The 15,637-nt window shown below is 65.5% G+C and carries 10 protein-coding genes; 3 read left to right on the top strand and 7 right to left on the bottom strand.

The window, feature by feature from the left end; translation table 11 throughout:
* Positions 1 to 22: 22 nt before the first annotated feature.
* The 7 genes from B7G53_RS22990 to B7G53_RS05835 form a co-directional block, all read right to left on the bottom strand.
* Positions 23 to 757, bottom strand: a complete 735-nt coding sequence (locus tag B7G53_RS22990) for an FRG domain-containing protein (protein WP_141396297.1) — start codon at positions 755 to 757, stop codon at positions 23 to 25.
* A gap of 188 nt (positions 758 to 945) precedes the next feature.
* Entirely contained in the window at positions 946 to 1,377 is a 432-nt protein-coding gene (locus B7G53_RS05860) for a type II toxin-antitoxin system VapC family toxin (protein ID WP_096664935.1), read from the bottom strand.
* A complete protein-coding gene (locus tag B7G53_RS05855) occupies positions 1,374 to 1,679 on the bottom strand; it encodes a type II toxin-antitoxin system prevent-host-death family antitoxin (RefSeq protein WP_096664933.1) in 306 nt (101 codons plus the stop codon). The genes B7G53_RS05860 and B7G53_RS05855 overlap by 4 nt, the downstream gene beginning before the upstream one ends.
* Before the next feature lie 90 nt (positions 1,680 to 1,769).
* Complete coding sequence (locus B7G53_RS05850) at positions 1,770 to 2,591, bottom strand: transglutaminase family protein (protein ID WP_096664930.1); 822 nt, start codon at positions 2,589 to 2,591, stop codon at positions 1,770 to 1,772.
* Between the two features lie 157 nt (positions 2,592 to 2,748).
* Positions 2,749 to 3,708: an alpha-E domain-containing protein gene (locus B7G53_RS05845; RefSeq protein ID WP_096664927.1), complete on the bottom strand. Its 960-nt coding sequence runs from the start codon at positions 3,706 to 3,708 to the stop codon at positions 2,749 to 2,751.
* A gap of 17 nt (positions 3,709 to 3,725) precedes the next feature.
* Entirely contained in the window at positions 3,726 to 5,252 is a 1,527-nt protein-coding gene (locus B7G53_RS05840; RefSeq protein ID WP_096664925.1) for a circularly permuted type 2 ATP-grasp protein, read from the bottom strand.
* Positions 5,253 to 5,352: 100 nt separating this feature from the next.
* Positions 5,353 to 7,890, bottom strand: a complete 2,538-nt coding sequence (locus B7G53_RS05835) for a DNA internalization-related competence protein ComEC/Rec2 (RefSeq protein WP_096665130.1) — start codon at positions 7,888 to 7,890, stop codon at positions 5,353 to 5,355.
* 225 nt (positions 7,891 to 8,115) lie between these two features.
* On the opposite strand from B7G53_RS05835, the gene B7G53_RS05830 reads away from it, so the two are divergent.
* The 3 genes from B7G53_RS05830 (at position 8,116) to B7G53_RS05820 (ending at position 15,631) form a co-directional block, all read left to right on the top strand.
* A complete protein-coding gene (locus tag B7G53_RS05830; RefSeq protein WP_096664920.1) occupies positions 8,116 to 11,715 on the top strand; it encodes a transglutaminase family protein in 3,600 nt (1,199 codons plus the stop codon).
* Positions 11,716 to 11,846: 131 nt separating this feature from the next.
* Positions 11,847 to 14,642 carry a circularly permuted type 2 ATP-grasp protein gene (locus tag B7G53_RS05825; protein ID WP_441338965.1) on the top strand — a complete coding sequence of 932 codons (2,796 nt, stop codon included), beginning with the start codon at positions 11,847 to 11,849 and terminating at the stop codon, positions 14,640 to 14,642.
* A gap of 44 nt (positions 14,643 to 14,686) precedes the next feature.
* On the top strand, positions 14,687 to 15,631 hold the full coding sequence (locus B7G53_RS05820) for a transglutaminase family protein (RefSeq protein WP_096664917.1): 945 nt from the start codon (positions 14,687 to 14,689) through the stop codon (positions 15,629 to 15,631).
* The last annotated feature ends 6 nt before the right edge of the window (positions 15,632 to 15,637 follow it).

The following is a 15,637-nucleotide window of genomic DNA, read 5'->3' as shown; positions in this document are numbered from 1 at the left end:
CCTACACTACAAAAAACTTTTTCTAATGGTCAATGCCCCATTTGGTGATGACCGACTTCGCAACGTTATCAAGTGATGGCATCAGCATCGTACGATTAACACCCTCCCTCTCCAGTAAAGTCAAAAGAAGAGGAGCATGTTGAGCTTTTAAAGTGTGCCCAATCAGTAAAGATTCCTGCAACTCGGTTCCATCAAAAGCATCTTCAAGGGCCGGCCATCTGTCATGTTCACAAAAAAAATTGTCTGTACCGAAAAGCTCCGTTAACACCCCATCTTGAGATCGCAAATAGAGATTGTTGCTTCTTGCAGGCGCATGGATTGCAATCCGAAATTTCCCGAAATTCATAAGGCCGCTTGACTGCACTGGGCCGCTAGTGTCAAGTGCCCACACGCAAATTTTTTGATCGGGATTACTCTTACCGACAGCAATTGCTGCGAAAAAGGCCGCGATCATCGGGTTAGTTGACCAATCTAACAGGCGAGTCGGAATGCCATGATGCTGAGCCAGGGCCATCAGCTCCACGTCTGGAAATAGCCCATCTCCTCGAAAACCCCGTAACCAACCCACGGCAAGTGGGCTACGGTCTCTACCGAACAACGCCGGCTTCGTCTCGAACCCTACAGAGTTAGCAAGCTCAGCGAATTGAAATAATGCTTCTTGCTCGGCGGCTTGCCACTCACGATGCCGTCTAAAAATCAAGTTATTGCCATCATCTCTATCGAACTGCAGACACGCTGATTTGATTCTTTCGATCAAGGGATTCAATGGATTGGCGGTAAGCCTCCAAGCAGAGGGGATCAAGCGCCAATTATCCAAATCGCCAACCCCTCGAAAGACCCACGGCGAGGCAACCGAATCACTTTTCCACCAAGCATCATTTGACCTACGAAGGCTGACAAGAAACTCTTTAGCATCATCAAAATCTTTAAGGATAAGTGCGGCCGTTAGGCAAAACTCCCACTCTCTTTTATCCCACTAAACGGATCAAACACCCGCACCCCCGTCGGCTCAAAATCCTTCACATTGCGTGTGACCACCGTCAGGTTATGACACAAGGCGGTGGCAGCAATCAGGTTGTCAATTCCCTTGTTACCCGTCTGCACGCACAGCCGTCCCCACAGTTTGGCAATCGCCGGGGTCACCGGCAGGATGTTGTGGGCAAACTGCAATTCCATCAGAGCCAGCCACTGGGCGAGTTCCGCGGCAAATTCGGGTGCCGTGCTGCGTTGCTTTTCAATGCCCGCTTCAATCTCGCCAATGGTCAGGGCGCTCACAAAGACGGCATCAGGCGACTGGCTTTTCAGATACGCCACCACACCCGCATTTGGCCTGGCCTTGCGCAACTCGGACAGCACCATGGTGTCCAGCAGAATCATGAAAAATCCACGTCGCGGGGCTGTATGTCGAGGCGGGGCGAATCAGTCTGCGCACCGCGAGGCGCTTTAGGCATGGCCAGCAAATGCTCGATCAGGCTCACAGGCGCATGAGCCCTGCTGGCCGCGCTGCGCTGCAGGGCTTCAAAGTCTTCCTCCGACAGAACCACCACGGCCCGCTTGCCGCTGCGTGTGACGTGTTGCGGCACCCCGCGCATGGCGTTGTCCACCACGGCGCTGAATTGCGCCTTGGCATCTTGAAGTCGCCAGGCGGGTACGGGTGACTGAGGGGCATCGGTTCGCATATTAATTGACTAGTTTGATGAACTAGTCAGATTTTACGCGGGAAATGCAACCCCGTCCAATTCAAAAAAGATGGCTTTCAAGCGCACCCTTCAAACCGGCTCAATCGTGATATCCACGAGCATCTCTTCCTCCCCGCCGCCATGGCGTATGCCCTTGATGGGCGGGCAGGCGTTGTAGTCGGTGCCGACGGCCAGGCGCACATGGCGCTGGTCGATCATGCAGCTGTGGGTCACGTCGATGCTCACCCAGCGCCGGGCCGCCACGTCGAGGCAGACGTCGGCCCAGGCGTGGCTGGCGAGGTCGGGTTCATTGGCGGCGTAGAAATAACCGCTGACATAACGCGCCGGAATGCCCAGGCTGCGGCAGATGGCCACCATCACATGGGCCTGGTCCTGGCAGACACCGGCGCCGGCCTCAAAGGCCTGCAGTGCCGTGGTGGTCACGCTGGTGCTATTTTTTTGATAGCTGACGGCACCCGCCACACCTTGGCTCAGGGCCAAAAGCATGTTTAAATCCGTGACGCCAGGCAGGCTGGACGGCTGCACAAAGCGGCGGCCGAATCCGGCCAGCGACGCATGCGGCGCGGCCAATGCCGTCGGCCGCAGAAAAAAGGCCGGGTGCGGCATCGCCGCCTCGTCGGTGAATTCGGCCACGCCCAGCGTGTCCACCTGCCCCGCCGCGTTGACCAGGCTGCCCGTCACATGCGCCGCGGCATCTGCAACAAAGGTATAGGAGTGGATGCTGTTGCCGCAGCCGTCATGCTGCTCGTGCAACACGCCGGGCGCGCCCAGCGTCCAGAAGAGGACGGTTTGCGAGGGGCCGGATTTCGGCGTCAGCCACAGCGTCTGCAGCGCATAACGCAGGGGCTCGGTATAGCGGTACCGCGTGGTGTGCCGGACGTGGAGTTTCATGACTGGCCCCCACGGTCGCGCACTTCGTGTCGCTCCCTGCCCCCCGGGGGGGCCGCTGCGCCTGCGGCCCGGCAAAGCCGGTTCCGCGGCCCCTGCTTGGATGAAGCCCCCCCTCGGTGCCTGCCTTGCCAGGAGCGGCCCGGCGCGAGGTAGTGCTTCACGCCGTCGCCGGAACCAGGAAGTCGCGGCTGATGTGGGCGCCGAGTTCGTTCACGCGGTCGAGGAACTGCGTCAGGTAGGCGTGCAGGCCGGTGGCCAGGATCTCGTCAATGCGCGCGTACTGCAGCTCGGCATTGAGCTTGCCCGCGCGGCGCACGGTCTCGCAGGTCTGGTCATCGGTCACCTTCGCCAGGTTGCTCACCACCTCCTGCAGGCTGGCGGCCAGCGAACGCGGCATGTCGGCGCGCAGGATCAGCAACTCGGCCACGCGTTCGGGCTTGATCACGTTGCGGTAGACCCGGCGGTAAATCTCGAAGGCGCTGACGCTGCGCAGGATCGCGCTCCAGTGGTAGAAGTCGTACTCCTGGTCCTTCTCGCTGGCGGCACCGTAAAAATCGCTCTGCACCGCATGAAACTTCACGTCGACCAGGCGCGCGGTGTTGTCGGCGCGCTCGAGGAAGGTGCCCAGCCGCATGAAGTACAGCGCCTCGTCCTGCAGCATGGTGCCGACGGTGACGCCGCGCGACAGGTGCGAGCGGAACTTGACCCACTCGAAAAACTGGCTGGGGTCGCGCTCGAAGTCGCCGTTGCGCAGCATGCGGAAAATTTCGAGGTAGGTCTGGTTCTGCGTTTCCCAGACCTCGGTGGTCAGCGTGCCGCGCACGGCGCGCGCGTTCTCGCGCGCGTTTTTCAGGCAGGAGATGATGCTCGACGAATTTTTCTCGTCACGCACCATGAAGTCCATCACGTCGCGCGCGTTCACGCCGCCGTATTTGCTTTCGTAGGCGACCGAGAGCTCGCTGATGCTGAGCAGGCCCTGCCAGCCCACTTGCGCCACGGCGGTTGACTGCGGCAGCAGGGATGTCTGGTAGTTCACATCCAGCATGCGCGCGGTGTTTTCGGCGCGCTCTGTGTAGCGAGACATCCAGAAAAGGTGATCAGCGGTTCTTGAAAGCATGGTGATTCCCTTTTCCTTCAGTTGGAGGCCAGCGACTGTGTCTGGGACTGTCCGGACTGCGACTGGGACTGCGATTGGGACTGCAAGGGGCTGTCACCGTCTTCGAGCACCCAGGTGTCCTTGGTCCCGCCGCCCTGCGAGGAATTGACCACCAGCGACCCTTCCTTCAGCGCCACGCGGGTCAGCCCACCCGGCACCATCTGCACGGTTTTGCCGCTCAGCACAAAAGGCCGCAGATCGATGTGGCGCGGCGCGATGCCACTGTCGACATAGGTCGGGCAGGTCGACAGGCTCAGCGTCGGCTGGGCGATGTAGCCGGCCGGGTTGGCCAGCAAGGCCTGGCGGAAATCCTCGATCTCGGCCTGCGTCGCCGCCGGGCCGACCAGCATGCCGTAGCCGCCGGCGCCATGCACTTCCTTGATGACCAGGTCTTTCATGTTGGCCAGCGTGTACTGGAGGTCGTCCGCGTTGCGGCACATGTAGGTCGGCACGTTTTTCAGGATGGGTTTTTCGCCGAGGTAGAACTCGATCATCTTGGGCACATAGGGGTAAATCGACTTGTCGTCCGCAACGCCGGTGCCGATGGCGTTGCACAGCGCCACGTTGCCGCTGCGGTAGACATTGAGCAGGCCGGCGCAGCCCAGCGTCGAGGTCGGCCGGAAAGCCAGCGGGTCGAGGAAGTCATCATCGACGCGGCGGTAAATCACGTCGACGCGTTTCGGGCCGCGTGTGGTGCGCATGTAGACGAAGTTGTCCTTGACGAACAGGTCCTGCCCCTCGACCAGCTCGACGCCCATCTGCTGGGCCAGGAAGGCGTGCTCAAAGTAGGCCGAGTTGTACATGCCCGGCGTCAGCACCACCACCGTGGGTTCGGCGCGGTGCGCCGGCGAGTTGTCGCGCAGGGTTTCCAGCAACAGGTCGGGGTAATGCGCGACCGGTGCCACGCGGTTTTCGCTGAACAAGTCGGGGAACAGTCGCATCATCATCTTGCGGTCTTCGAGCATGTAGCTCACGCCGCTGGGCACGCGCAGGTTGTCTTCCAGCACGTAGTACTCGCCCTCGCCCTGCGCGTTCGGGGCGCGCACGATGTCGATGCCGCTGATGTGCGAGTAGATGTTGCCGGGCACCTCGACGCCCATCATCTCGGGGCGGAACTGCGCGTTCTGGAAAATCTGCTCGGATGGAATCACGCCGGCCTTGATGATTTCCTGGTCGTGATAAACATCGTGGATAAAGCGGTTCAGCGCCGTGACACGCTGGATCAGCCCTTTTTCCATGCTGGCCCACTCGTGCGCGGGGATGATGCGCGGGATCAGGTCAAACGGAATCAGCCGCTCAGTGCCGCCGTTGTCGGGGTTGCCATCGTCCTTGTCGCCATACACCGCAAAGGTGATGCCGACACGGCGGAAAATCATTTCGGCTTCGGCACGCCTGGCCTGCATGACCGCATCCGGCTGCCTGGCCAGCCAGCGCTGGTACGCCTGGTAGTGCTCGCGGACGCTGGACGCCGTTGCATTCATCTCATCAAACATGGGGCGGCTCATCGGCTTGGTCTCCAGCAGGTTTACGAATGGATCGTTATGCAGCTAGCTTAGCAAGTAATGCGCCAGACGTTCGTAGGCGAATCACTATTTGTGCCGATTTCTAGCGCGGCGTGTCCATCCGGTGCTGCCAGTAACGCAGTGCCGCCTGCCGCTGGCAGCGGACCTCGGCCGGGTGCTGGCTGGCCCAGCTCGCGGCGCCGCAGACCGGCGAGGTGACCACGGCAATCCCGCGCTCGCGGTAACGCGCCAGCACCAGCGGTGCCGGGTGGCCAAAACGGTTGCGGTAACCAGCCTGCGCGAACGCCAACGTGGGCTGCACGGCCTCCAGAAACGCTGCGCTGGACGAGGTCTTGCTGCCGTGGTGCGGCACCAGCAACACGTCGGCCCGCAGCAGCGCACCCGCCGCCACCAGGCGCTGCTCCTGCGCCAGCTCGATGTCGCCGGCGAGCAGGGCGCTGCGCCGGCCGTTGGACAGGCGCAGCACACAACTCATGGCGTTGGACCGGGTCGGCGTTGCATAGTCGCCGGCGGCGGGATGCAGGACCTCGAAATCGACCCCGTCCCACTGCCAGCGCTGGCCCGCCACACAGCGCGTGGCGGGGCGCAGCGCCTGCAGTTCGTGGCCGTCTTCAATAGAACTCAGCAAGACCGCCTGGGGCTGCATCGCCAGCACGGCCGGCGCGCCGCCAATATGGTCGCTGTCGCGGTGGCTCAGCATCAGCGTGTCCACGCGTTCACCCAGGGCGCGCAGCAAGGGCACCAGCACCCGGTGCCCGGCGTCGCTCTCGCGCGAAAAGCGCGGCCCGCTGTCGTAGACCAGCGTGTGCCCGGCGGTACGAACGACCAGTGCATTGCCCTGCCCCACATCGGCGGCAATCAGTTCAAACTCGCCGGCCGGCGGACGCAGCGGCTGCCAGAGCAACACCGGCAGCAGCAGCGGCAGGCCCAATGCCCGCCAGTGCCAGGGCAGACGCATGGCCAGCAACAGACCGCCCGCCACACCGGCCACCGCACACCACAGCGGCGCGGCCGCGACGCTGATGCTGGCCAGCGGCCAGCGTGCCAACCATTGCAGAAACACCATCAGGGCCGCCACCGCCGCGGCCGCCAGGTCCCAGAACGGCGCCCAGAGCACGCCCAGCATGGTCAGGGGTGTGACCAGCAGGGTCACCCATGGAATCGCCAGGCCATTGGCGAGCAGGCCGACCAGCGAGACCTGGTTGAACAGCAGCAGCGACAGCGGCGTGAGCGCCAGGGTCACCACCCATTGCTCGCGGGCAACGCGAACCACAGACGCAGCCGCCGCCCCCAGCCAGACGGGCAGCATCGCCGTCCCACCTGAGGCTTGGGAGTCGATTTGGCCTGTACCCATTGTCGAACGGTCGTATCCAGCTCCTGCATCTGTAGCAAACAACACCCCCACCGCCACAAACGACAACCAGAAGCCGGCCTGCAGCAAGGCCCAGGGATCCAGCGCCACCACGACCGCCATGGCCAGCAGCCACACCTGCGGCCAGGGCCAGCGTTTGCCGCTCTGGCGCAGCAGCACCACGGCCGCCAGCATCCAGACCGTGCGCTGCGCCGGCACGCCCCAGCCGGAAAACAGCGCGTAAGCCGCGGCCAGCAGCAGGCCGCCCCAGGCTGCGGCACTCGCCGCCGGAACCGCCAGACACAGGGCCGGGCTCCAGCGCGCCGAACGCCGCCACAGCCAGCCGATGGCCTGCGCCGCCAGCCAGGCGAACATGGTGATGTGCAACCCTGAGATCGACATGAGGTGCGCCACGCCGGTGGCCCGGAACACATCCCAGTCGGCGCGTTCGATGGCGTTCTGGTCGCCGACCAGCAGGGCCGCCACCACGCCGGCCAGCTGGCGATCGCTCACGCGGGCATACACGGCATCGCGCATCCACTGCCGCGCCCGCTCGACCGGGTGGCGCCAACCACCGGCCAGCAGTTGCGGCGGCGCATCGCGCGGCCCGGCACGCACATAACCGGTGGCCTGCAGGCCCTGCTCCCACAGCCAGAGTTCGTAGTCAAAGCCGTGCGGGTTGCTGTTGCCGTGCGGCGCCTTCAGGCGCACCGTCATGCGCCAGGACTCACCGGCGCGCAGGTTCTGCGGCTGGCGCTGCAGCGCAAGAAGCGCCGCGGGGGCATCCAGGCTTTCGGCATCGGCGGGCTCCCGGCTGCCAAAACCCGCATACCAGCCGAGGTAGACCTGCGCCGGCAACACCACCGGCTGCCCGTCCAGCCGGGCGCTCTGCACGGCAAACCGGAAACGCAGGCCGTCGTCGCTGCGCTGGGGCATGGCCAGCACCCGCCCCGTGACCTCGATGTCCTTGCCTTCCAGCGCCGGGGCCAGTGCGCTGGCCTGGAAGGCTGCCGCGCGCAGGCCGGTCAAGGCAAACCCGGCCACCAGAGCCAGCAGCAGCGCCGCCAGGCTGCGCGCGGACCAAGCCGCCTTCGCCGGGGACGTGGTGAACGCCGCCAGGCCGGCCAGCACGGCGGCACCGACGGCGATGCCCGCATACCCTCCGGCCTCCCACAGCCCCCGCTGCTGCAACTGCAGGGCGGCGCCCGCCACAAAGCCGACCAGGATGGGGCCCAGCAACCTGGCCCCGGGAGGCGTCGCGGCTGACATCACTTGCACCAAACGCCCCCCTTTTGTTTTTCTGCTTGCGGTTTCCGGTTTTGTACTTAACGGAGAACTCAGGCCTTGCGCTGACAGCCATGTCCGCCTTTGGCGCAGCTCTTGCTTGTGTGGATCGGATTAAAACCGTTGTTCAGGGGGTCCGCCCCCGAAGCAAGCTGTTTCTGCGGCATAGTGCCAGCATAGCTCCCGAAATATTCGAAAAGCGAGATTGCCTTGTCCATTCATGTTGCCCTCAGTCACATCACCCACTACCAATACGACCGGCTGGTTCGCCTCGGCCCGCAGGTGGTCCGGCTGCGACCAGCGCCGCACAGCCGCACCAAGGTGTTGTCGTATTCGCTGACGGTGGAGCCCAAGGGCCATTTCATCAACTGGCAGCAGGACCCGTTTGCCAACTACCAGGCGCGGCTGGTGTTTCCCGAGCCAACACGCGAGTTCAAGGTCACGGTGGACCTGGTCGTCGAGATGGCGGTGTTCAACCCGTTTGATTTTTTCCTCGAACCCGACGCCGAGGAATTCCCATTCAAGTACAGCAAGGCGCAGGCGCATGAGCTCGCGCCCTACCTGGCCACCGAGCCGGCCACGCCGCTGCTCAAAAGTTATCTGGCCACCATCGACCGCACGCCCAAACGCACCATCGACTTCCTGGTCGGGCTGAACCAGAAGCTGCAGCACGACATCAAGTACGCGATCCGCATGGAGCCCGGCGTGCAGACGCCGGAAGAAACCCTGCAACTGGCCGTCGGCTCCTGCCGCGACACCGGCTGGCTCATGGTGCAGCTGTTTCGCCACCTCGGGCTGGCCGCACGTTTTGTCTCGGGTTACCTGATCCAGCTCAAGGCCGACGTCAAGTCGCTCGACGGCCCCAGCGGCGCCGAGACCGACTTCACCGACCTGCACGCCTGGTGCGAGGTGTTTCTGCCCGGCGCCGGCTGGGTCGGCCTGGACCCGACCTCGGGCCTGATGGCCGGCGAAGGCCATATCCCGCTGGCCTGCACACCCGAGCCGTCGAGCGCGGCGCCGATTGAAGGCGGTGTGGACGAAAGCGAAGTGGACTTTGCCCACCACATGGGCGTGCAGCGCATCTTCGAATCGCCGCGCGTGACCCAGCCCTACACCGACGCCTTGTGGGCCGATGTGCTCAAGCTCGGCCACCAGGTGGACCAGGACCTGGTCGCCGGCGACGTGCGCCTGACCATGGGCGGCGAGCCGACCTTTGTCGCCACCCAGGACCGCGACGCCGCCGAATGGAACATCGACGCGCTGGGCCCGACCAAACGCGGCTACGCGACCGAACTCGTGCAAAAGCTGCGCGCCGAATACGGCAACGGCGGCTTCCTGCATTTCGGCCAGGGCAAGTGGTACCCGGGCGAGCAGTTGCCGCGCTGGGCGCTGAGCATTTTCTGGCGCAAGGACGGCCAGCCGGTCTGGCAGAACCCGGCGCTGTTCACCGACGAACGCCAGCCCTGCCACTACACCAGTGACGATGCGCGCCGTTTCACCGAGACGCTGGCCGGCAAGCTGGGCCTGTCCGCCCAACACATCACGCCCGGCTACGAAGACACCTGGTACTACCTGTGGCGCGAGCGCCGCCTGCCGGTCAATGTGGACCCGTTCGACACCAAGCTCGACGACACCATGGAACGTGCCCGACTGCGCCGTGTGTTCTCGCAGGGGCTGGATGCGGTGGTGGGGTATGTGTTGCCGCTGAAGGTTCGCGAAGAAAGTGCTGCGGGTAGTGGACCGCAGTGGTCCACCGGCCCCTGGTTTTTCCGCGACGAACGCATGTACCTGATGCCGGGCGACTCGCCCATGGGTTACCGCCTGCCGCTGGACTCGGTGCCCTGGGTGTCGAAAACCGACTTCCCCTACATGACCGAGGCCGACCCATTTGCGCCGCGGGACGAGCTGCCCTCCACTGCTGCCCTGGCGGCGCGTTACAACGCGGCCACTGGGCAGGCCGCACCGGTGGTTTCCGCGCCTGCAGCAGCGGCGCCCGCCACCGGCCACAACAGTGCGAGCATGCTGGCCCAGTACATGGCGCGCTACATGACGGGCAGCGGCCCGCGCAACGAAGCCAGCCGCCTGCTGCAATTCAGGCCGGCCACGGTCAGCACCGGCACGCGCTTCGACCAAAGCGCCAAAGCACCCGTCGTGACCGCCAAGCCGGCACCGGTCGCCGTTGATGACAACGCCCGCCTGCCCCAACCCGGCGAGTCCGCCGCCTGGCTGACCCGCACCGCGCTATGTGTGGAAGTGCGCGACCCGACGCGCGCCAACGGCCCCCAGGACAAACCCAAGGCCGCGCCGAAAGAAAAAGGCGCGAAGGCGGAGGCCGGCGCGCTCTATATCTTCATGCCGCCGCTGGAGCGCCTCGAAGACTACCTCGACCTGCTGGCCGCCGTCGAGGCCAGCGCGCAGGCCCTTAGCCTGCAGATCGTGCTCGAAGGTTACCCGCCGCCGCGCGACCCGCGCCTGAAGATGCTGCAGGTCACGCCCGACCCCGGCGTCATCGAGGTCAACATCCACCCAGCCTACAACTGGAACGAACTGGTCGAACACACCGAGTTCCTCTACAAGATCGCGCACGAGACGCGCCTGTCGGCCGAAAAGTTCATGACCGACGGCCGCCACACCGGCACCGGCGGCGGCAACCACTTTGTGCTCGGCGGCGCGACACCGCCGGACAGCCCTTTCCTGCGCAAGCCGGAGATGCTGGGCAGCCTGATCGCCTACTGGCACAACCACCCCTCGCTGAGTTATCTTTTTTCGGGCATGTTCATCGGCCCGACCAGCCAGGCCCCGCGCGTGGACGAGGCGCGCAACGACCAGCTCTACGAACTCGAAATCGCCTTGCGCGAAATCGCCGCCAACCGCGAGAAATACGGCCAGGACATGCCGCCGTGGATTGTCGACCGCACCTTGCGCAACATCCTGGTCGACGTCACCGGCAACACACACCGCAGCGAGTTCTGCATCGACAAGATGTACTCGCCCGACTCGGCCACCGGCCGCCTCGGCCTGCTGGAGCTGCGTGCGTTTGAAATGCCGCCGCACGCCCGCATGAGCATCGTGCAGCAATTGCTGCTGCGTGCACTGGTCGCGCGTTTCTGGAACAAGCCTTACCACGGCCGCATGACGCGCTGGGGCACCGAATTGCACGACCGCTTTTTGCTGCCGGGTTTTGTGCGCATGGATTTTGCCGACGTGCTGACCGAGCTTAACGAAGCCGGCTACGCCTTCGACATGGCCTGGTTCGAACCGCATTTCGAGTTCCGCTTCCCGATGATTGGCCAGGTGAAAGCCAACAGCATCGAGCTGACGCTGCGCAGCGCGCTGGAGCCCTGGCATGTGATGGGCGAGGAAGGCTCGTCCGGCGGCACCGTGCGTTACGTGGACTCCTCGCTGGAACGGGTCGAGGTGCATGTGACCGGCCTCAACGACAACCGCTACGTGATCACCGCCAACGGCCGGGCCCTGCCGCTGCAAAGCACCGGCACGGTCGGCGAGTACGTGGCCGGCGTGCGTTACAAGGCCTGGAACCCGCCCTCGGCCCTGCACCCCTCGATCGGTGTGCATGCGCCGCTGACCTTCGACATCGTCGACACCTGGATGGAACGTTCACTGGGCGGCTGCCAGTACCACGTGGCGCACCCGGGCGGCCTGAGCTACGACACCCTGCCGGTCAACTCCTACGAGGCCGAGAGCCGGCGCCTGAACCGCTTTTTCCAGATGGGCCACAGCCCCGGCAAAATGCGCGTCCAGCCGGCACAGCCAAGCCGGGAGTTTCCGTTCACGCTGGACCTGCGCTAACGCGTACGACCGACGCCTGTCTTGCGGCAGCAACAACGGCGCGCCCTGACCGTCTGATCGTGCGCCGAACCGCGCCCGAATGCCGCCCCAGATGGCCTGCAAGGTAAGCATAAAGGCATACTTGGGCCACCGTGGAAAACAACCCCTCCCTTTTTGCAGCCGCCGCACTGGAAGCGCCTGGCGATCTGGCGCTGGCCTTGGCGCTGCCGGCTTCCCCCGGCCATTTTGACGAGTTGCACGGCCGAACCCTGGACAAGGCCCCGCCTGCGGCCGGCCAGCTGCAGGACCAGAGTCAAAGCCAGACCAGCCTGACCCAACCAATGCGGCAGCGGGCGGGGGCCGCCGCGGCGCCAGCACCGGCACCCGGCCCGGCCGCTGCCCCCGCAGCCCGCCTGGCGCCCGACTGGAGCCGGTTCTTCAACTTTCTGGGCGGCGACGGTTTTGACGACCTGAACCACCGCACCACCAACCTGCAACGCCAGATCCGCGACAACGGCGTGACCTACAACGTGTATGCCGACGCCAATGGCCCGCAGCGGCCCTGGTCGCTGGACCTGTTTCCGCTGCTCCTGTCGGCGCAGGACTGGGCGCAGATCGCCGCCGGTGTGCAGCAGCGCGCCCGGCTGCTGGAGCGCGTCATGGCCGACGTGTACGGCCCGCAGCAACTGCTGGCGCTGGGCCTGCTGCCGCCCGCGCTGGTGCAGGGCCACCCCGGCTACCTGCGCGCCATGCACGGCGTGCGGCCGGCCGGCGGGACCTTTCTGCACATCGTCGCCTTTGATCTGGCGCGCGGCCCCGACGGGCGCTGGTGGGTGGTGTCGCAACGCACCCAGGCGCCCTCGGGCCTGGGTTACCTGCTGGAAAACCGCCTGGCGATCTCGCGGCTGTTTCCCGAGGCGTTCCGCGAACTGAAGGTGCAGCGCCTGGCCGCTTCCTACAAGGCGCTGGTCGATGGCCTGAAGGCGGCCAGTCCCGCGCGCGGCGAAGAAAGCCGCATCGTGCTGCTGACCCCCGGCCCCTACAACGAGACCTATTTCGAACATGCCTACCTCGCGCGTTACCTCGGCCTGACCCTGGTGGAGGGCAGCGACCTGCTGGTGCGCGACGACAGGCTCTACCTCAAGACCCTGCAGGGCCTGGAGCCCGTGCACGGCCTGCTCAAGCGCGTGGACGACGAGTTTCTGGACCCGCTGGAGCTGCGTTCGGACTCCACGCTCGGCGTGCCCGGCCTGCTGCAGGCGATACGCGCGGGCAACGTGCTGGTGGCCAATGCCCCGGGCTCGGCCTTTCTCGAATCCAGCGCGCTGCTGGGCTTTCTGCCGGCTCTGTCGCGCCACCTGCTCGACGAGCCGCTGGCCCTGCCCTCGCTGGCCACCTGGTGGTGTGGCGAGCAGGCCGCCCTGCAAGCGGTGCTGCCGCGGCTGAAGGAATGTGTCATCAAGGGCACCTATCCGGAGTCCGGCATTGAATCGGTGATTGCGCAGACGCTGTCGCGCCGCGAACTCGACGAGTGGGCCGGTCGCCTGGTCCGGCGCGGCGAAGACTACACCGTGCAGGCCTACCTGCCGCTGTCGCAGACGCCGACCTGGCAGGGTCAGCGGATCGCCCCGCGCTCGACCATGCTGCGCGTGTTTGCGGTGGCCGACGGCGCCGGCTCCTGGCAAGTCCTGCCTGGTGGGCTCGCGCGGCTGGCCGGCCCCAATGACAAGATTGCCTCCATGCAGCAAGGCGGCAGCAGCGCCGATGTGTGGGCATTGGCCGAATCTGCCTCGCCGCCCAGGGCGAGGACCGGCGCCGCCATGGACACCCCCGCCAATGGCCCACCGTCGGCGGTCAGCCTGGCGGCGGAACCGGGCGCCCAGCCCCGGGCGGCGACGCCTGCGCGGCACAAACCCCCGGTCACCAGCCGCGCCGCCGAAAACCTGTACTGGCTGGGCCGCTACACCGAGCGCACCGAAAACGCCATCCGCATGGCCCAGCTGACCCTGCAGTCCCTCAACGGTGAAGACCAGTCCTCACAACCGCTGCTGGCCTGGCTGTCAGAGCTGGCCGTGAAAAACGGCCTGGTGATGGACTCGGTGCCGCCCGCGACGCAGTCGCGCCGCGTGTTCGAACGCTCGCTGATTGCCAGCCTGGCCGACACCCGCAACGCTGCCAGCGTGGGTTACAGCCTGGGTGCACTCAAGGGCGCGGCCTCGGCGGTGCGCGAGCGGCTGTCGCAGGAGCAGTGGCATGTGATCATGCGCGCCGAGGCTGATTTTTTCTCACGCTGCGAAGCCTTCAGCGGCCCCGACCACCCCGCCTCCCAGGCGCTCGAATACTCCTCGGTGGAAGCGCTGGCGGCCCTGGAGTCGGCCAGCGGCTTCCTGGCCGCCATGACCGGCGCACAAACCGACCGCATGAGCCGCGACGATGGCTGGCGCCTGCTCAGCACGGGGCGCCACATCGAGCGGCTGAACACGCTGGCCTCCTCGCTGATCCTCGGCTTTGAAACCGGCGCCGTGTTCGACGAGGGTGGCTTCGGCGCCATCCTCACGCTGTTCGACAGCACCATCACCTTTCATGCCCAGTACCAGCAGCAGCGCGATGTGCCGGCGCTGCTGGACCTGCTGGTGCTCGACCGCGACAACCCGCGCTCGCTCGGATGGGTCACCCAGACGCTGCGCGGTCGGCTTGCGCGCCTGGCCGAAAACACCGCGGGCGCACCGCAGCCGGTGCCCGACCTGGCACCCGCCCTGCCCGACCCGGGCAGCTGGCGCCTGGACGACCTGTGCTACCCCGCCCCCGGCGCACCGGACAGCGAACCGTATGCCGGCCTGCTGGCGCAGCTTGAGCTGTGCTGCAGCGCCGCCTTCGAGCTCTCGGACACGCTGAGCCGGCGCTATTTCAGCCATGTGGCCCCGGACGAACACAGCCTGGGCGCCTGAGCCCGGGGTTCGGGCCGCACAACCTTTCTTTTCCTTTTTTGGCGATGCTGCTTCACCTTGTTCATGAAACGCGTTATGCGTACAGCCCCACCGTGGAAAGTGCCCACCATGTGCTGCACCTCAAGCCGGCCAGCCATGCCGGCCAGCAACTGCTGCGCCACCGGCTGACGATCAGCCCGCAACCGGCACGGCTGCAGGAGCTGACTGACGTGTACGGCAACACCCGCACCTATTTCTCGCTGCACACACCGCATGACAAGCTGACGGTGGTCGCCGACAGCATCGTCTCCACCTTGGCGCTGGCCGCAACGCCGGAAGACGCGCCAGCCGGCCTGCCTTGGGAGCAGGTGCGCGAGCAGTTCCGCTACCACGCCGGCGCCGCCTATGACAGCGCCTGCGAATTCCTGTTCGCATCGCCCTACATCCCGCGCGACGAGGCCTTTGCGGAATTTGCCCGGCCTAGCTTCACGCCCGGGCGGCCCTTGCCTGAAGCGGCGCAGGACCTGATGGAGCGCATCCACACCGGCATGGCCTACGACAGCGAAAGCACCGAGGTGGGCACGCCGGCGCTGGAGGCGCTGCAGTTGGGCAAGGGTGTGTGCCAGGACTTTGCCCACATCATGGTCGCCTGCTGTCGCGCCATGGGCGTGCCGGCACGTTACGTCAGCGGCTACCTGCTGACCACACCCGCACCCGGCCAGCCGCGCCTGATCGGCAGCGATGCCTCCCATGCCTGGGCCTCGGTCTATTGCCCGGTGGAAAGCGAGGCCGGCGGCCTGGCGCTGGCAGAAGGACAAAGCCCCGGTGTATGGCTGGACTTCGACCCCACCAACAACCGCGCCCCGGGCGAGGACTATGTCACGCTGGCCATTGGCCGCGACTTCCTGGACGTCTCGCCGATGCGCGGCGTGATACGCGGCGGGGCGCGCCACGTGCTGAACGTGGCCGTGACGATGACACCCATCACCAAACTACCTGAGCCCGAGTGATGCCAC

It is taken from the genome of Polaromonas sp. AET17H-212 (assembly GCF_002379085.1).
Classification (GTDB): Bacteria; Pseudomonadota; Gammaproteobacteria; order Burkholderiales; family Burkholderiaceae_C; genus Polaromonas.
The sequence above is the reverse complement of the archived record's forward strand: the minus strand, read 5'-3'. Positions and strand labels throughout refer to the sequence as shown.

Bases quoted from the DNA above. Each gene is read 5' to 3' on its own strand.
- B7G53_RS05860 (WP_096664935.1), bottom strand. From the start codon at position 1,377: ATGATTCTGCTGGACACCATGGTGCTGTCCGAGTTGCGCAAGGCCAGG.
- B7G53_RS05855 (WP_096664933.1), bottom strand. From the start codon at position 1,679: ATGCGAACCGATGCCCCTCAGTCACCCGTACCCGCCTGGCGACTTCAA.
- B7G53_RS05850 (WP_096664930.1), bottom strand. From the start codon at position 2,591: ATGAAACTCCACGTCCGGCACACCACGCGGTACCGCTATACCGAGCCC.
- B7G53_RS05845 (WP_096664927.1), bottom strand. From the start codon at position 3,708: ATGCTTTCAAGAACCGCTGATCACCTTTTCTGGATGTCTCGCTACACA.
- B7G53_RS05840 (WP_096664925.1), bottom strand. From the start codon at position 5,252: ATGAGCCGCCCCATGTTTGATGAGATGAATGCAACGGCGTCCAGCGTC.
- B7G53_RS05835 (WP_096665130.1), bottom strand. From the start codon at position 7,890: ATGTCAGCCGCGACGCCTCCCGGGGCCAGGTTGCTGGGCCCCATCCTG.
- B7G53_RS05820 (WP_096664917.1), top strand. From the start codon at position 14,687: ATGCTGCTTCACCTTGTTCATGAAACGCGTTATGCGTACAGCCCCACC.